The 15184-nt window shown below is 64.4% G+C and carries 7 protein-coding genes; 4 read left to right on the forward strand and 3 right to left on the reverse strand.

Translation table 11 applies throughout. The features are described 5' to 3' along the window. The first annotated feature begins 44 nt into the window (after nucleotides 1-44). Nucleotides 45-1955, forward strand: a complete 1911-nt coding sequence (locus PPA02S_RS01410; protein WP_028634060.1) for a DEAD/DEAH box helicase family protein — start codon at nucleotides 45-47, stop codon at nucleotides 1953-1955. A 36-nt stretch (nucleotides 1956-1991) separates the two neighbouring features. Here the strand turns inward: PPA02S_RS01410 and PPA02S_RS01415 are convergent, their stop codons facing one another. Continuing rightward, a complete protein-coding gene (locus PPA02S_RS01415) occupies nucleotides 1992-3377 on the reverse strand; it encodes an aldehyde dehydrogenase family protein (protein WP_028634059.1) in 1386 nt (461 codons plus the stop codon). Nucleotides 3378-3483: 106 nt separating this feature from the next. Between PPA02S_RS01415 and ptrR the strand changes: the two genes are divergently transcribed. Together ptrR and PPA02S_RS01425 are read left to right on the forward strand one after the other, a co-directional pair. Continuing rightward, entirely contained in the window at nucleotides 3484-4353 is an 870-nt protein-coding gene (gene ptrR, locus PPA02S_RS01420) for a putrescine utilization regulator PtrR (RefSeq protein WP_028634058.1), read from the forward strand. Nucleotides 4354-4578: 225 nt separating this feature from the next. Further along, a complete protein-coding gene (locus PPA02S_RS01425) occupies nucleotides 4579-5100 on the forward strand; it encodes an acyloxyacyl hydrolase (protein WP_028634057.1) in 522 nt (173 codons plus the stop codon). A 51-nt stretch (nucleotides 5101-5151) separates the two neighbouring features. Here the strand turns inward: PPA02S_RS01425 and PPA02S_RS01430 are convergent, their stop codons facing one another. After that, nucleotides 5152-7290 (reverse strand): TonB-dependent siderophore receptor, encoded by a 2139-nt coding sequence (locus PPA02S_RS01430; protein WP_028634056.1) that lies wholly within the window; start codon nucleotides 7288-7290, stop codon nucleotides 5152-5154. Between the two features lie 110 nt (nucleotides 7291-7400). After that, nucleotides 7401-8180, reverse strand: coding sequence for a helix-turn-helix transcriptional regulator (locus PPA02S_RS01435; protein WP_028634055.1), 780 nt, complete (start codon nucleotides 8178-8180; stop codon nucleotides 7401-7403). A gap of 416 nt (nucleotides 8181-8596) precedes the next feature. On the opposite strand from PPA02S_RS01435, the gene PPA02S_RS01440 reads away from it, so the two are divergent. Continuing rightward, nucleotides 8597-14935 (forward strand): non-ribosomal peptide synthetase, encoded by a 6339-nt coding sequence (locus PPA02S_RS01440; protein WP_042141139.1) that lies wholly within the window; start codon nucleotides 8597-8599, stop codon nucleotides 14933-14935. Nucleotides 14936-15184: the final 249 nt, after the last annotated feature.

Consider the following 15184-nt stretch of genomic DNA (forward strand, 5'->3'; position numbering starts at 1 on the left):
CCTGAAAATTGCTATGGTGCCGCCCTGATCAACCCGAGGTGCCGATGTTCTATCTGCCTTTGTCTGGCGAACAGGCTGACCGCCTCGCCAACGACACCCCTGCCCACTTCCTGGCCGCGGCCTCGCTGCTTCAGGCTGCGGCTGCCGTGTTCGTGCAGAACCTGCCGCGCCAGCCGTCTACTGCCACAGCAGACGCACAAGAGCGCAGGTTTGCCGAGGTGGTGCGTATCGCCAGCCAGGTCGAGGCCGCCGCACCTGGGCGTTTTCAAGGCCAGGTGCAGCAGCAGTTCGACCGCGAGGCGTTTGCCATGGGGCTGGGCATGTTGGGCGAGAACGGCATCGCCCTGCTGGCGGACGATGTGCCCTGCAGCGCCGACGAACTGCTCGACGAGCAGGGTGAGTGGCGTTTCCAGTTCGCCGACCTGTATCGCCAGCGTGTGACACCGCTGCACCCCGTGTACCTGCCAGCCCTGGCCAGCGACCTGATGCTCAGTGATCAACAGAACCGGTTGCTGCGCGAGTTCCTCAGTGGCGTCGACGAATCGGTCGCCGTGCAGGGCTTCGCCGGTACCGGCAAGACCTTCCTGATCCATCAGTTCGCTCGCCTGCTGGACCCCAAGCGCACCTTGCTGCTGGCCTTGACCGAAGGCCAGTTGCGCGCATTGCAGGCACGGGTGAAGGATGCCGCCGCGTACACCGCGCTCACCTTCGGGCAACTGGCCGACGAGCTGCTCAACCGCGACCTCACCAGCAATGGCTTCCGCCTGCGTGACGCTTACCGCACCAAACGGTCCTGGCGCCCCCAGGAGGCTCAGGTGGTGCGGTGGCTGGGGATTCCCGACATCGGCCCGCTGGCAGCCCGCGACGTGGTTGCGCTGTGCATACGGGCGGTACGTACCTTCTGTTACAGCGCCGACAGCCAGCTGCAATTGCACCACCTGCCCTGGGCCGGGGCGGGCACCACGCCTCTGGACCAGGAAGTGCTGCTGGAAAAGGCCCGCCTATACTGGCAAGAGCTGATTCGCCCATCGGCGCGGGACATCCAGCTGCCCCTGCGCGACTACCACCGGATCAAGTTGTTGTCGCTCACTGGCTACATGATTGATTCACGCTACACCCATGTCATCGTCGATGAGGCCCACGAGCTGTCCGCGCCCATGCTGGCTGTGCTCGACCGCACTCCGCAGTCGGTCATCGCGCTGGGCGACGAGTTGCAGAACCTCAATGGCCTCAGCCCGCACCATGGCGGTTTCATCCGCCAGCGCTACATCGATCATTCGCTGCGTGCGGGCCCCGCCATGGACAACGTGCTCAACCCGCTGATACAGGCGCACCCGGCGTCCATCCAGGCAGCGTTCAGCGGCAGTGCCGAGCACTACACCCGCGTGAGCTTCTTTGACACTGTGACGGTGCCGGAGCAGCCCACCGCCTTGATCGTCGATGACGAATGGGGGCTGTTCGGCTGGTTCCAGCGCCTGACCCACCAAGGCGTGCCCTTTGTGCTGCTGCCAAGTGCGCGCAAGGATTTCGAACTGTTCGTCGAAGACTGCATCGAGCTGTACCGCCATGGGACACGCCCGCGCCACCCCATGCTGTTCCGCTATGCCAGCTGGCAGGCACTGGCCCAGGACAAGGGCGACGACAAGGCGTTTATCGCGGTGCACAACATGCTGGGCAAAGGCTACACGCCAGCGCATTTCGCCAAGGCCAAAAGCCGTTACCGCTGGGACAAGGCGCCCACGTTGTTCCTGGGCCGGGTGCGGGATGTGAAAAACAGGGAGTTCGCCCGGGTGATGGTGTCGCCGGAGCTGATGGTGCCCCCGCAGGTGGCGGGTAATCGCAATGAGCGGGCACGCATGCTGGCGGGGTTGTACACCGCCTGTTCGCGCGCCCGGCACGAATTGATCGTGCCAGGTGGGATGCTGGACTGGGTCAAGGACCAAGTTCGCGATTAAGCCTCAGGGGCTGTGCCACAGCCCCTGAGGGAAGGGTCAGTTGCGGTCAAGCCAAACGGTTTGCGCGTTGGTGAACTCACGCACGCCGAAGTGTGACAGCTCACGCCCAAACCCGCTTTTCTTCACCCCGCCGAAGGCCACACGGGGGTCGGACGCGCAATAGCCGTTGATGAACACCGCGCCGGTATCCAGGGCCGTGGTCATGCGCTCGGCCAAGGCGTAGTCGGCGGTGTAGATGGTCGAAGCCAGGCCAAAATCGCTGTCGTTGGCCAGCTCCACCGCATGTTCCGCATCGCGGGCCGTGATAATGGCGGCCACCGGCCCGAACAGCTCCTGCTTGAAGGCAGTCATGTCCCGGGTGACATCGCCCAGCACCGTGGGCGCATAGACGTTCGCAACGCCCTCCACCTTGCTGCCGCCCAGCAACAGCGTGGCGCCCTCCGCCAGGGTAGCCTGCACCTGGCCGTCCAGCTCATCACGCAGGTCGTAGCGGGCCATCGGCCCGACGTAGGTGTCGTCCTGCAGCGGGTTACCGACCTTGAGTGCGCGGGTAGCTTCCACGAACTTGCGGGTGAAGGCATCGGCGATGCCCTGTTCCACGATCAGGCGCTTGGCAGCCGCGCACACCTGGCCGGTGTTCTGGTAGCGGCCGATCACAGCGGCCTGCACGGCAGCATCCAGGTCGGCATCGGCCAGCACGATGAACGGGTCGGAACCGCCCAGCTCCAGCACGCACTTCTTCAAGGCAGCACCGGCTTGCGCACCGATGGCCATACCGGCACGCACGCTGCCGGTCAGGGTGACCGCGGCGATACGCGGGTCGTTGATGGCGCGGGTAACACCGTCCGGGGTCACGTTCAGCACCTCGAACACGCCGTCGGGCAGGCCGGCATCCTTGAACAACTTGCCCAGCAGGTAGGCGCTGCCCATCACGTTAGGGGCGTGCTTGAGGGCATAGGTGTTGCCGGCCAGAATGGCTGGCACGGCGCCGCGCAGCACCTGCCAGATGGGGAAGTTCCAGGGCATCACAGCCAGGATCGGCCCCAGCGGGCGATACTCGATACGGGCTTTCTCGACCTGGGTCGGTTCCGGGGCCAACATGGCCGGGCCGTGCTCGGCGTACCAGCGGCACAGGCCGACGCACTTGGCCACCTCGCCACGGGCCTGGGTGATCGGCTTGCCGATCTCACGGCTGATCATCTGGGCGAAGGTTTCTGCCTGGCGTTCCAGTGCGTCACCCAGCGCCAACAGGTATTCGCTGCGCTGAGCCAGCGATACCTGGCGCCAGTGCGCATAACCCACCTTGGCACGTTGCAGCGCCGCTTCCAGTGCGGCGTCGTTGTCGAACGGGTAGGCACCAATCTGCTCGCCGGTGAACGGGTCGAGGGAGATGGCGTGGGTCTGGCTGCTGATCGCACTCATGGCAAGGATCTCTCGCTGTTATTAGGCAGTGGAGCCAGACTAGCGGGCTAGGGGTTTAATGAAAACTGAATAATAATGAGCGAAACATTCACGCTTGGAGAATGAAGTGGACCTGGTGCAACTGGAAATTTTCAAGGCTGTGGCGGAGCAGGGCAGCATCAGCGCTGCCGCGCAGCACATTCACCGTGTGCCGTCCAACCTCACCACACGTATCAAGCAGTTGGAAGAAGACCTGGGCGTTGACTTGTTCATTCGGGAAAAAAGCCGCCTGCGGCTGTCACCCGCTGGCTGGAACTTCCTCGAGTACACCCGCCGCATTCTCGACCTGGTGCACGAAGCCCGTGCTGCGGTAGCGGGTGAAGACCCCCAGGGCACCTTTGCCCTGGGTTCGCTGGAAAGCACTGCAGCGGTCCGTATCCCGGCACTGCTGGCCGCTTATAACCAGCGCTACCCCAAGGTGGACCTGGACCTGTCCACCGGGCCCTCGGGCACCATGCTCGAGGGGGTGCTGTCGGGGCGGCTGGTGGCTGCATTTGTCGATGGCCCCATCCTGCACCCCACGCTCGAGGGGATGCCGGTTTTCGAAGAGCAAATGGTGATCATCTCGCCACTCAACCACCCACCGGTTACCCGGGCCCAGGATGTGAATGGCGAAAGCATCTACGCCTTTCGCGCCAACTGCTCCTACCGGCACCACTTCGAGAACTGGTTTGTGCAGGACCAGGCGGTGCCAGGCAAGATCCACGAGATGGAGTCCTACCACGGCATGCTGGCGTGCGTCAGTGCAGGCGCAGGGTTGGCCATGATGCCGCGCACCATGCTGGACAACATGCCCGGGTGCAGCACGGTGAGCGCATGGCCCATGTGTGAAGACTTCCGCTACCTCAAAACGTGGCTGGTGTGGCGACGGGGCACCGTGTCGCAGAGCCTCAGCGCATTTGTGAAATTGCTTGAGGAAAGTAGCCCAACCATCTGATTTGAATGAATTATTTTTAAAATATCAGGTCTGGTGGCTTGGCCACTCGTTCTTCAGGGAAGTTTTTTGGCGTCAATGATGGCATTTTCCTTTCTTCTTCCTGAACAAGTGGACAATAATCAAGAAAGTATTACTTGTTGTGACCAAAAAAAGCTTAATGGTCACCCCATATTTCGAGGGGCCAAAGCCCCCGTTTGCCGTGTACACCATCAGGAGATGTCGTCGATGAAAACCCGTATTGCAGCGTCGCTAGCCGCCGCTTTGCTTGCGTTCGCGGGGGCCAACCTGGCCCAGGCCGCGCAGATTTCCGGCGCTGTAGGCGCGACTAGCCAAGGCGACATGACCTACCGCATCGGCTTGTCCTTCGACTGGGACAAGAAGTGGCTGGAGAGCAGTGTCGGCCACCTGACCGGCTACTGGGATGCAGGCTACACCTACTGGGAGGGCGGTGACGCCAGCGGCGCGCACTCCCTGTCGTTCGCCCCGGTATTCACCTATGAATTCAGCGGCTTCACCTACACCCCTTACATCGAGGCGGGCATCGGTATTGCGGCTTTCTCCAAGACCAACGTGGGTGACCAGCACCTGGGTTCGTCGTTCAACTTCGAAGACCGCATCGGCCTGGGCTTGAAACTGCCGTCGGAGCAGAAGGTCGGCATCCGTGCCATTCACTACTCCAACGCCGGCATCAAGCAGCCCAACGACGGCATCGAGTCGTACTCGCTGTTCTACAGCAAGGGCTTCTGATACCAGGAGCCAGGCCGGTGGGTGGCTCGCTGTCCACAGGCCTGGTGCACCTTAGAACGTGTAGGCAACCCCGGCCTGCAACGTACGCGGTGCCCCCGGGTACACGTAGCTGTTGAATGAGCCTTCGTCGTAGCCTTTGTTGAACACGTTCTTCAAGTCCAGGTTCACACGTACGTGCTCGTTGACCTTGTAGAAGCTCAGCAAGTCCACCACGTTGTAGCGCTCCATGGTGTACGTGGTTGCGGCAGTCTGCCCGGCGCGGTCATCCAGGTATTTCACGCCCACACCCAGCCCCAGGCCCTTGGCCACGCCGTCCTGGAATTCGTAGGTGTTCAGCAGGCTGAAGGTGTTGCGCGGAATGTTGGCCAGTCGCGTGCCCGAGGGCAGGGTGGTGTCCTTGGTGACCTCGGCATCCACATAGGAATAGCCGCCGATCATCCGCCATTCCGGGGTCAGATTGCCGGCCACGTTGATATCCAGACCACGGCTGCGGACCTCACCGGCCGCCACTTTGAAGGTGCCGGTCGGGTCGTTGGGGTCGTTGGCCAGCACATTTTCCTTCACGATATGGTAGATCGCCGCGTCGACGCTGAGCTGCCGGTCCAGCGCTTCCCACTTCACGCCCAGCTCGTAGGACTTGCCTTTTTCCGGGTCGAACCCGCCGCCGTCACTGGCAGGGGTGCCGGTGTTGGGTTTGAACGACCGCGCCGTGTTGGCATACACCGCCACGGTGTCAGTCAGGTCGTAGAGCAGGCCCAGACGGGGCGTGACGCCATTTTCGCCCTTGCTGAAATCGCGATTGGTGGCCAGCTTGTCGTCGTAGTCATGCTCGAAGCGCTCGAAGCGTACGCCGGCCAGGGCCTTCAGGCGGTCGGTGAGGGCGACCTGGTCCTGGATGAAGAACGCCCAGGTCTGCAGGTTTTCCTTGTCCCAGGTGGTGGTACGGGTGAGCGCAGGGCGGGGCTGGCCCAGCACGGGGTGGTAGATATCGATCGGGTAGGTGCCATCTTTTGCCGATGAGCGCTGGATGATCGAGTTGTAGTCGTAATTTTCGTACTCCACGCCAGTTAGCAGCGTGTGGCTGAACGTGCCGGTGTCGAAGTGCCCGGTCAGGTTCAATTGCCAGTCGCGGTCGGTCCACTCCAGCTTGCGGTAGTTGAAGTTGCGCTGCAGGGTATGGCCGTCGGCGGGTGCCTTGTTGGCCTCTACCGCGTTGCCCTTCAGGCTGCCGTCCAGAAACTGGAAACCACCGGCCAGGGTCCAGTCGTCGTTGAGCAAGTGCTCGAAGCGGACCTGGGCCATGTTGTTGTCGTTGTGCAGCAGGTTGTCGCTGCCTTTTTCCCAGATGTAAGTGTCACGCGAGGCGCTGCGCGTCTGGGTGCCATAGCGGGTGAGCCCGCGGTCCAGCGGGTGGTTGTTGCGCATGAAGTCGCCTTCGAAGACGATCTTGGTGCTGTCGTTCACCTGCCAGCTGAGCACCGGGGCCACGTCGTAGCGTTCGCTCTGCACATCGTCGCGGAAGCTTTCACCCCCTTCGCCCAGCACGTTCAGGCGGTACGCCAGGGCGCCGTCCTGGCTCAGTGGCCCAGTGGCGTCCAGCGTAGCGCGGTGCATGCCCTGGTCATCCACCTGGGTGCCCAGGGTTACTTTGGGGTCTGCCAGCGGCTGCTTGCTGACCACATTGAAGGTGCCGCCAGGGTCGCCACGGCCATACAGGCTGCTGGCCGGGCCGCGGATGACCTCCAGGCGCTCGACGGTGTTGGCGTCTGGCGCATTGGGGTAGCCGCGGTTGATCGGGAACCCGTTGCGATAGAACTCGCCGGTGGTAAAGCCGCGAACGGTAAAGGTGGTAAGGCCCTGGCCACCAAAATTGTTGGCCCGGCCGACACCGCCGGCGTAGTCCAGGCCATCTTGCAGGCGGGTGGCACCGGTGTCCTGCAGCACATCCTTGGGTACAACGCTTAGCGACTGTGGCGTGTCGTGCAAGGCGGTGTCGGTGCGGGTGGCGCTGGCTGAGCGGCTGGCCTTGTAGCCGTCCACCGGGCCGTCAGCCCGCTCGCTGTCGGCGCTACCGGTGATGCTCAAGGCCTGGAGTTCGACCTGGGCCGCGTCACCTGGGGCACCCGGTGCGGCAAAAGTCAGGGGGGAAATGGCATGTAGTACACAAAGCGAAACGAACGTGCGACGCATCGACAGTACGGTCCTGAAAGAGGGCAGTGAAGTGGAAGTTATAACTGCGCCGCGAAAGTACTACGAATCATTATCAAATGCATTATTTAGTTACACGATGTGCTTTTGGATTAGCAGGCCCCGGCCATCCACTTGGCCAGGCCATGTCGGCCACTCACACCTAGCTTGGCGGTGGCGCGCTTGAGGTAGGTTTCTACCGAGCTGTTCTTCACATTCAGGCGCTGGGCCATCTCTGGCACGGTGCCCCCGGTGAGCAGGCCCAGGCACACTTCCTGTTCCCGCACCGACAGCCTCACCGCTTCCTTGCTCAAGCGCTCGGCAAAGGCCTGGCGCAGCGCAGTGGGTTCCGAATCGTTCGGTGCGCTACCAGGAGGGTGAATACTGTGGTCCAGTAACTGGCCGTGGTGTTCCACCAAGGGCAGCAAGGTTTCGCAAAGGTTCTTGAGCTGTGACAGGTCGCCGAGGGAGAAGGCCGGCTGGCTGGGCTGCCGGTGAAAGCTGATGACCCAGCGCTTTCTGCCGCTGCAGGACACCACATGGCACTGGTGGCTGTTGTGCTGCTGGCAGCTGCCGTGCGAAGCCTTGAACTCGATCAGCAGCGGGTCGTGCATCTGCCGGATGCGTTGCAGCAGCGGCTGACGCAAGCGGCGGCCACTGTGCTGCACAGGCTCCAGCCCGGCGCTGCCCAGTACCTGGATAGTGCTGGGCTCGGCCTGGGGCAGGTCGAGTGTCCATTCGCTGAGCTCCAGCCAGTGCACGCACACCTGGGCCTGCACCAGCCGCAGCATCTGCCCGGCAAAGCCTGCGCCACCGGTGCCGGCGATGAGTTCGCCCAACTGCAGGTACAACTGCGGGTCGGGGCGGTGTTCGCGGGGGCTGCTCAGCATCATGTCTGTTTTCCTGTAGCCGAAGGTTTGCGGCAGGTGCGCGCTCAGGCGTTCCTCGACGTTGGGGCGGATGGGTGGTTGGCACCTATTCAAGCCCGCCAGGGCCTGGGCGTCTGTAATGGGAATCGGGGACAGAACATGCCATGGTTTGCCGCTGATGAAAGGCCGGGCCGAGCGTGCGGCGACCTGTGAGGTTGCAAGATGCCAGCATTTTGACGTCAGAACTGCGACGGTTGCGACCGGATCGCGCCGCATACGGTATGCCGTGCGCCATCACACGCGCAGGGTTATAGCCAATGTCCTACACAACAATAAGCCAACGGCTGCAACTGGCAGGATGTCCGGGTTTAACAGGCCATACAGCGCGCAGGGCCAGTGGTTGAATCGGCGGATGATCAATCAGAAGGACCTGCCGAATCATGCCCGTCGCCGACACTTTCGACCTGACCGTTGCCCAGCAGGACATCTGGCTGGACCAGCTCAGCCACGGGCCTTCGCCGTTGTACAACATCGGCGCCTACGTGCATGTGCACGGCCCGGTGGACCAGGCACGGCTAGAGCAGGCCGTCGAGCACCTGGCGCGGCTGCACGATGGGCTACGGGCTGCACTGGTCACCGACCAGGGCATCGCGCGGCAGTGCTTTGCCGGCGCCACGCCTGTGCGCTTTGCAGTGGATGACGTGCAGGCCAGCCAAGACCCGGTGCAGGCAGCACGCACCTTGCTACAGGGCTGGATGCAAACGCCTTTCGAACTGAGCAAGGCGCCTCTGTGGGGGGTGATGCTGGTGCGCATCGACGAGCATCAACACCTGTTGGCGCTCAAGGCGCACCACCTGGTGCTGGACGGCTGGGGTGTCGATCAATGGTTCAAGCAGCTTGCCCACCTGTACCGGCAGCTTGAACTGGGCCAGCCCCTGCCGGGCAGCGCACCGTCCTACACAACCTTCATCGAAGACGATGCCCGCTATCAGGCCTCTGCGCGCCATGCCAAGGACCGTGCCTATTGGCTGGCCCGGTACGCAAGCCTGCCCGACCCGCTGTTGCAACCCCGCCAACAACCTGCGCACGCCCCCTCGCCGAGTGGCGCGCTGGAACTGGCGTTTGCCCCAAGCCTGCTGGCACGCATGCGCGAACTGGCCGCGCCGCTGAACGCCTCGCCATTCCACGTATTGCTGGCCGCGCTGCACGTGTGTGTGAGCCGCACTTGGCAACGCGATGAATGGGTGGTGGGCTTGCCTGTGCGCAACCGCAGCAATGCACACTTCAAGGCCACGCTCGGGCTGTTCACGCAAGTGAGTGCATTGCGCATGGGCTTCGGTCGCGGGTTGGCGTTTTCGCCGTTGGTCCAGGGCATCGCCGAGGCGCTGAAACAGGATTTTCGCCATCAACGCTACGCCCTGAGCGCGTTGCAGCGCGAACTGGCCGTTCAACCTGGCGGGCGAGCGCGGCTGTTCGAAGTGCTGGTGTCGTTTGAGGAGGACACCAACGCCCTGTGCATCGGTGACACCGCTAGCCATACCGTGATGATCAGCAACGGCCATGAACCTGCACCGCTGAGTATTCACCTGCGCTGCAACACCCACACCGGCGCAGCGCGCCTGCACCTGGTGCATGATCGCGCATGGCTGGCGGACGACGAAGTGCAGGCCCTGGCGGCGCGGCTGCTGCATGTGCTGGAGCAGGGCTTGGCCCTGCCGCAGCTGGCGGTGGCTGCGTTCGAGGTGCTGACCGAGGCAGATCAACACAACCTGTGGCAATGGAACGACACGGGGCGCACATTGGCCTCAGGCGATGCTGCGTTGATCCAGCGGCGCATCGAGTGGCAAGCCAATACCCGCCCGCACACCATTGCTGCGCGCTTCGGTGAACACCAACTGAGCTATGGCGAACTGGACCGCCGGGCGACCTTGCTGGCCCAGCACCTGGCAAGCCTGGGCGTCACCCCCGAGCAGCGGGTGGCGGTGGTGGGCCAGCGCGGGCTGGACACCTTGGCAGGGCTGCTGGCGGTGCTCAAAAGCGGGGCTGCCTACGTACCCATTGATGCCACTCACCCCACCGAGCGCATCGCCTACCTGCTGCGCGACAGCGCGCCGCAGGTGGTGCTGACCTTGTCGCGCTTCAGTGAGCGCCTGCCTGCCCATGGCCGGCCGCAGATCGAGTTGGACCGGTTTGCCTGGCAGGGCCAGCCCGCCGCTGGCTTCAGGTTCCTACCGCAGTCACCCGAGCACCTGGCCTACGTCATTTATACCTCCGGCTCGACCGGGCAACCCAAAGGCGTGATGGTGGAGCAACGCATGCTGGCCAACCTGGTCGATTGGCATTGCAGCCGCTTCGACCTCGGCCCAGGTCGCCATCAGTCCAGCGTCGCCGGCTTTGGCTTCGACGCCATGGCCTGGGAAACCTGGCCGGCACTGTGCTGCGGGGCGACCTTGCACCTGGCGCCTGTGCGCGACGGCGCCGAAGACATCGATGCATTGCTGGCCTGGTGGCGTGCCCAGCCACTGGACGTGAGTTTTCTGCCAACCCCCGTGGCCGAGCACGCCTTTGCCCAAGGCCACCAGCACCCGACCTTGCGCACCCTGCTGGTGGGGGGCGACCGCTTGCGCCGTCTTGGCCGCGAGCGCGGCTTCCAGGTGATCAACAACTACGGCCCCACAGAAACCACGGTGGTGGCGACGTCGGGCCTGGTGGTACCCGGCGGCCCATTGCACATTGGCGGCCCGGTGGCCAACACCCGGCTGTACATGCTGGATGCGCAGCGCAACCAGCTGCCGGTTGGCGCGGCCGGTGAGTTGTACATCGGTGGCGAAGGCGTTGCCCGTGGCTACCTCAACCAGCCGCAGATGACCGCCGAGCGCTTTCTGCACGACCCGTTCAGCCCACAGCCGGGGGCGCGTATGTACCGCACCGGTGACTGGGTGCGCTGGCAGCCAGATGGTGCATTGCAGTACCTGGGGCGCAACGACGACCAGGTGAAGATCCGCGGGGTACGGGTAGAGTTGGCCGAAATCGAGGCGGCGCTGTGCAGCCACGCGGCAGTGGGCGAAGCAGTGGTCATGCTGCGTGACGGGCAGTTGCAGGCCTGGTTCATGGCAGACCAGGCGGTCGCGCCCCGCGAACTGCATGATCACCTGCGTGACCGCCTGCCCATCGCGTTGCTACCGGCGGCCTACGTACGCGTTGCTCGCTGGCCGTTGACGGCCAACGGCAAGCTGGACCGGCGCGCCTTGCCGGCAGCAGACGAAGCGGCCAGCGTACGGCGTGAGCATGAGCCGCCGCAGGGCGAGGTTGAGTGCTGCCTGGCACAGTTATGGGCCGAGCTGTTGCAGGTTGAACGTGTGGGCCGGCGTGACCACTTCTTCGAGCTGGGCGGCCACTCGTTGCTTGCGGTGCAATTGATCGAACGCATGCGTCAGCAAGGCCTGCAAGCCGATGTGCAGGTGCTCTTCGGCCAATCCACCCTTGCCGCGCTGGCGGCCAGCGCTCGCCCCATCGACACCGTGGCCACGCCGGCGCCCGCCGTCCCCCCGGGCTGCCAGCGCATTACCCCGCCGATGTTGCCGCTCACCTGCCTGAGCCAGGCCACCATCGACCACATCGTGGGCACCGTGCCGGGCGGCGCCGCCAATGTGCAGGAAATCTACCCCCTGGCGCCCTTGCAGCAGGGGCTGCTGTACCACCATGTGACCGATGCGCGGGACCCGTACCAGCAGCAGGCGCTGTTTGCCTTCACCACGGCCGAGCAGTTGCAGGCGTTCGCCGAGGCGCTGCAGCAGGTCATCGACCGCCACGACATCCTGCGCACCAGCCTTGTCTGGGAAGGCCTGCAGGCACCCCAGCAGGTTGTGTGGCGAAACGCCCGCTTGCCGGTACAGCACTGGCACGGCCCGGCCGAGCAGTTGCGCAGCCACTTTGACCCACAGCGACAGCCGTTGTCGTTGCTGGCAGCGCCCATGATGGCCCTGGTGTATACCGAGGACGCTGCGCAAGGCCGTTGGCTAGGCCTGCTGCGCTTCCATCACCTGATCAACGACGCGGTTTCGCTCCAGGTGCTGCTGGGCGAGCTGCGCGCCTGCATGGCCGGGCAGGCGCAACAGTTACCAGCGCCGGTGCCCTACCGCGACTACGTGGCCGTCAGCACCCGCCCGGAGCGTCAGGCCGCCCATGAGGCGTTTTTCCGCAAGCAGCTAGCCGAGCGCCAGCCGCAGCCACCTTTGCAAGGGTGGGGCGGGGCAACGCTGGACGAACAGGACGTGGAAAGCCGCACCCTCGACCTGCAGCCTGAACTGATCGCTGGGCTGCGCCTGCAATCGCGCAGGCACGGTGCCAGCCTCGCCAGCCTGCTGCACCTGGCCTGGGCCCAGGTGCTGGGTAGCCTCGGGGGCCGCGACCAGGTGGTGCTCGGTACAGTGTTGCTGGGGCGCAGCATGGCCGGGCCCGGCGCCGACCGTGCCATGGGCATGTTCATCAACAGCCTGCCGCTGTGCGTCCAGCTGGCCGACCGCTCGCCCCAGCAGGCGCTGAGCGATACCCACGCGGGGTTAGCGGCGTTGCTTGCCCACGAAGATGCACCGTTGATCCTCGCCCAGCAATGCAGTGGCCAGCCCGCGGGCACGCCGCTGTTCGACAGCCTGGTGAACTACCGCCAGGGCGGCGTGGGCTTTGGCCAGGTGCTTCCCGGGGTGGAACTGGTGGAAGCCAGCGAAGTGCACAGCCACGGTTTGGTACTGACCGTGGATGACCTTGGCGATGCGTTGCAACTGGCCGTGCGGGCGCCCAGTGCCCTGGGCGCACAGCGGGTACTGGGCTTTCTGTTCAAGGCCTTGGGCCAGCTCAACCATGCCCTGGCATGCCAGGACACCGCCGGGCTGCACACGCTGTGCCCGATTCCGGAGGGCGAACTGCAACTGCTGCTGCACGGTTTCAATGACAGCGAGGACCGCAGTAGCCCGTATGGCCAGACCCTGCCTGCATTGTTCGAGGCGCAGGTACACCGTACCCCCGATGCCATCGCCGTACAGGACGAGCAAGGCAGCCTGAGCTACCAATGCCTGAATGAACAGGCCAACCGGCTGGCCCATCATCTGATCGCATTGGGTGTGGGCCCGGACCGTCGGGTGGCGGTGTGTATAGAGCGTGGTATCTGCCTGATGGTGGCCTTGCTCGGGGTGATGAAGGCGGGCGGTGCCTACGTGCCGCTGGACCCGGAATACCCTGAAGAGCGCCTGCGCTTCATGCTGCAGGACAGTGAACCGCGGGTTGTGCTGGTACAGGGCGCTACCCATGGCTTGTTCAGCAACGCGCCGTGCCCCGTGCTGGACCTGGGCACGGATGGCTGGCAAGCCAGCGCAGTCGGCAACCCGCAGGTGGCGGGCCTGGGGCCCAGGCACCTGGCCTATGTGATGTACACCTCAGGCTCGACCGGCACACCCAAGGGCGTGATGATCGAACACCGCGGCCTGTGCAACCTCATGCACTGGGGCTCGCACATTCGCCCACCACGGCCGGGTGACGCGTTGCTGCAAAGGGCGCCGTGCACCTTCGACGGCTCGGTGTGGGAACTGTTCTGGCCGCTCACGGCCGGGTTGCGCCTGGTACTGGCCAGGCCGGATGGCCATCGTGACCCGGCTTACCTGGTGGCGCTTGTGCAGGCCAGGCAGGTGACGGTTGTCAAGTTCGTACCCGCGCTGCTGCACCAGTTTCTGGAACAGCCCGGCGTGGAGCGTTGCACCAGCCTGACTGACATTTTCTGTGGCGGCGGCGACCTGACGGTGGCCTTGCTGCGCAGCGTGCGCCTACACCTGCCCAAGGTGCGGGTACACAACGTGTACGGCCCCACCGAGGCAACGGTGGACAGCACCGCCTGGACCTTGCACCCCCACGAACCCGTACCCGAGCAGGCGCCGCCGATCGGCAGGGCGATTGCCAATACCCGTTTGTACGTGCTCGATGAACATGATCGCCCGGTGCCGTTGGGGGCGGTGGGGCAGCTGCACATTGGCGGGGTTGGCGTGGCGCGCGGCTACCTGGGGCTGGCGCAGTTGCAGGCCGAGCGCTTCATCGCCAGCCCGTTCGTCGAAGGCGACCGGCTATACCGCACGGGTGACCTTGTGCGCTACCGGGCCGATGGCCAGCTGGACTTCATCGGGCGCAATGATTTCCAGATCAAGTTGCGTGGTTTGCGCGTGGAGCTGGGTGAAATCGAAGCCTCCCTGGCGGCCCACCCCGCCGTGGGCCAGGCGGTGGTAATGATGCGCGACGAGCGCCTGGTGGCGTATTTCACCTGCCGCCCCGGTACGTCGGCACCCGCCCTGACCGTACTGCGCAGCCACCTGTTGGGGTGCATGCCCGAGTACATGGTGCCCCAGGCGTTCGTGGCTCTGTCGCACCTGCCACTGAGTGCCAACGGCAAGCTGGACCGCGCTGCATTGCCAGAACCGGATGCGCACGCGGTGATCAGCCGCGCCTACCACGCGCCGCAGGGGGAGGTGGAAGCAGCGCTTGCAGCGATCTGGGCCGAGGTGCTGAAAATCGAGCAGGTCGGCCGGGATGACAACTTCTTCGAGTTGGGCGGGCACTCACTGCTGGCGGTCGGCCTGGTCGCACGCATGCGCCAGGCCGGCCTGCACGTCGATGCCAGGACCTTGTTCAGCCAACCTACCTTGTCGGGCCTGGCAGCCAGCACACGGCCGGAACAGGAGCAGGTCGTGATCCCGGCGACCACCATCCCCAGCCTGGGCAAGCGCAGGCGCCTGTGAGATCTGCTTAGGCAAACCAGGCGTACACGCGCACCGGTCACAGGCGTTACTGGCCTGAAAAACGCTCGCGATACGCCGTACGGGCGGCGCTCGATCTTACAAGCGCCGCACCCGCCACGACGCACACCTCTCAGCGCCCACCGCATCAGGCATATCCCCCTTGTCCCCGCTTCCCATGTCAGACCGCCCAGTCACGATCCATTAGCGTGTCGGCCACTACCCATTCCAGGCAAAGCAGGATGCTTACCG

Origin of the sequence: Pseudomonas parafulva NBRC 16636 = DSM 17004 (assembly GCF_000730645.1) — a bacterium.
Lineage (GTDB): Bacteria > Pseudomonadota > Gammaproteobacteria > Pseudomonadales > Pseudomonadaceae > Aquipseudomonas > Aquipseudomonas parafulva.

What these genes read in the sequence shown, in the direction of transcription:
- PPA02S_RS01410 (WP_028634060.1), top strand. Translation starts at nt 45, where the DNA reads ATGTTCTATCTGCCTTTGTCTGGCGAACAGGCTGACCGCCTCGCCAAC.
- PPA02S_RS01415 (WP_028634059.1), bottom strand. Translation starts at nt 3,377, where the DNA reads ATGAGTGCGATCAGCAGCCAGACCCACGCCATCTCCCTCGACCCGTTC.
- PPA02S_RS01425 (WP_028634057.1), top strand. Translation starts at nt 4,579, where the DNA reads ATGAAAACCCGTATTGCAGCGTCGCTAGCCGCCGCTTTGCTTGCGTTC.
- PPA02S_RS01430 (WP_028634056.1), bottom strand. Translation starts at nt 7,290, where the DNA reads ATGCGTCGCACGTTCGTTTCGCTTTGTGTACTACATGCCATTTCCCCC.
- PPA02S_RS01435 (WP_028634055.1), bottom strand. Translation starts at nt 8,180, where the DNA reads ATGATGCTGAGCAGCCCCCGCGAACACCGCCCCGACCCGCAGTTGTAC.
- PPA02S_RS01440 (WP_042141139.1), top strand. Translation starts at nt 8,597, where the DNA reads ATGCCCGTCGCCGACACTTTCGACCTGACCGTTGCCCAGCAGGACATC.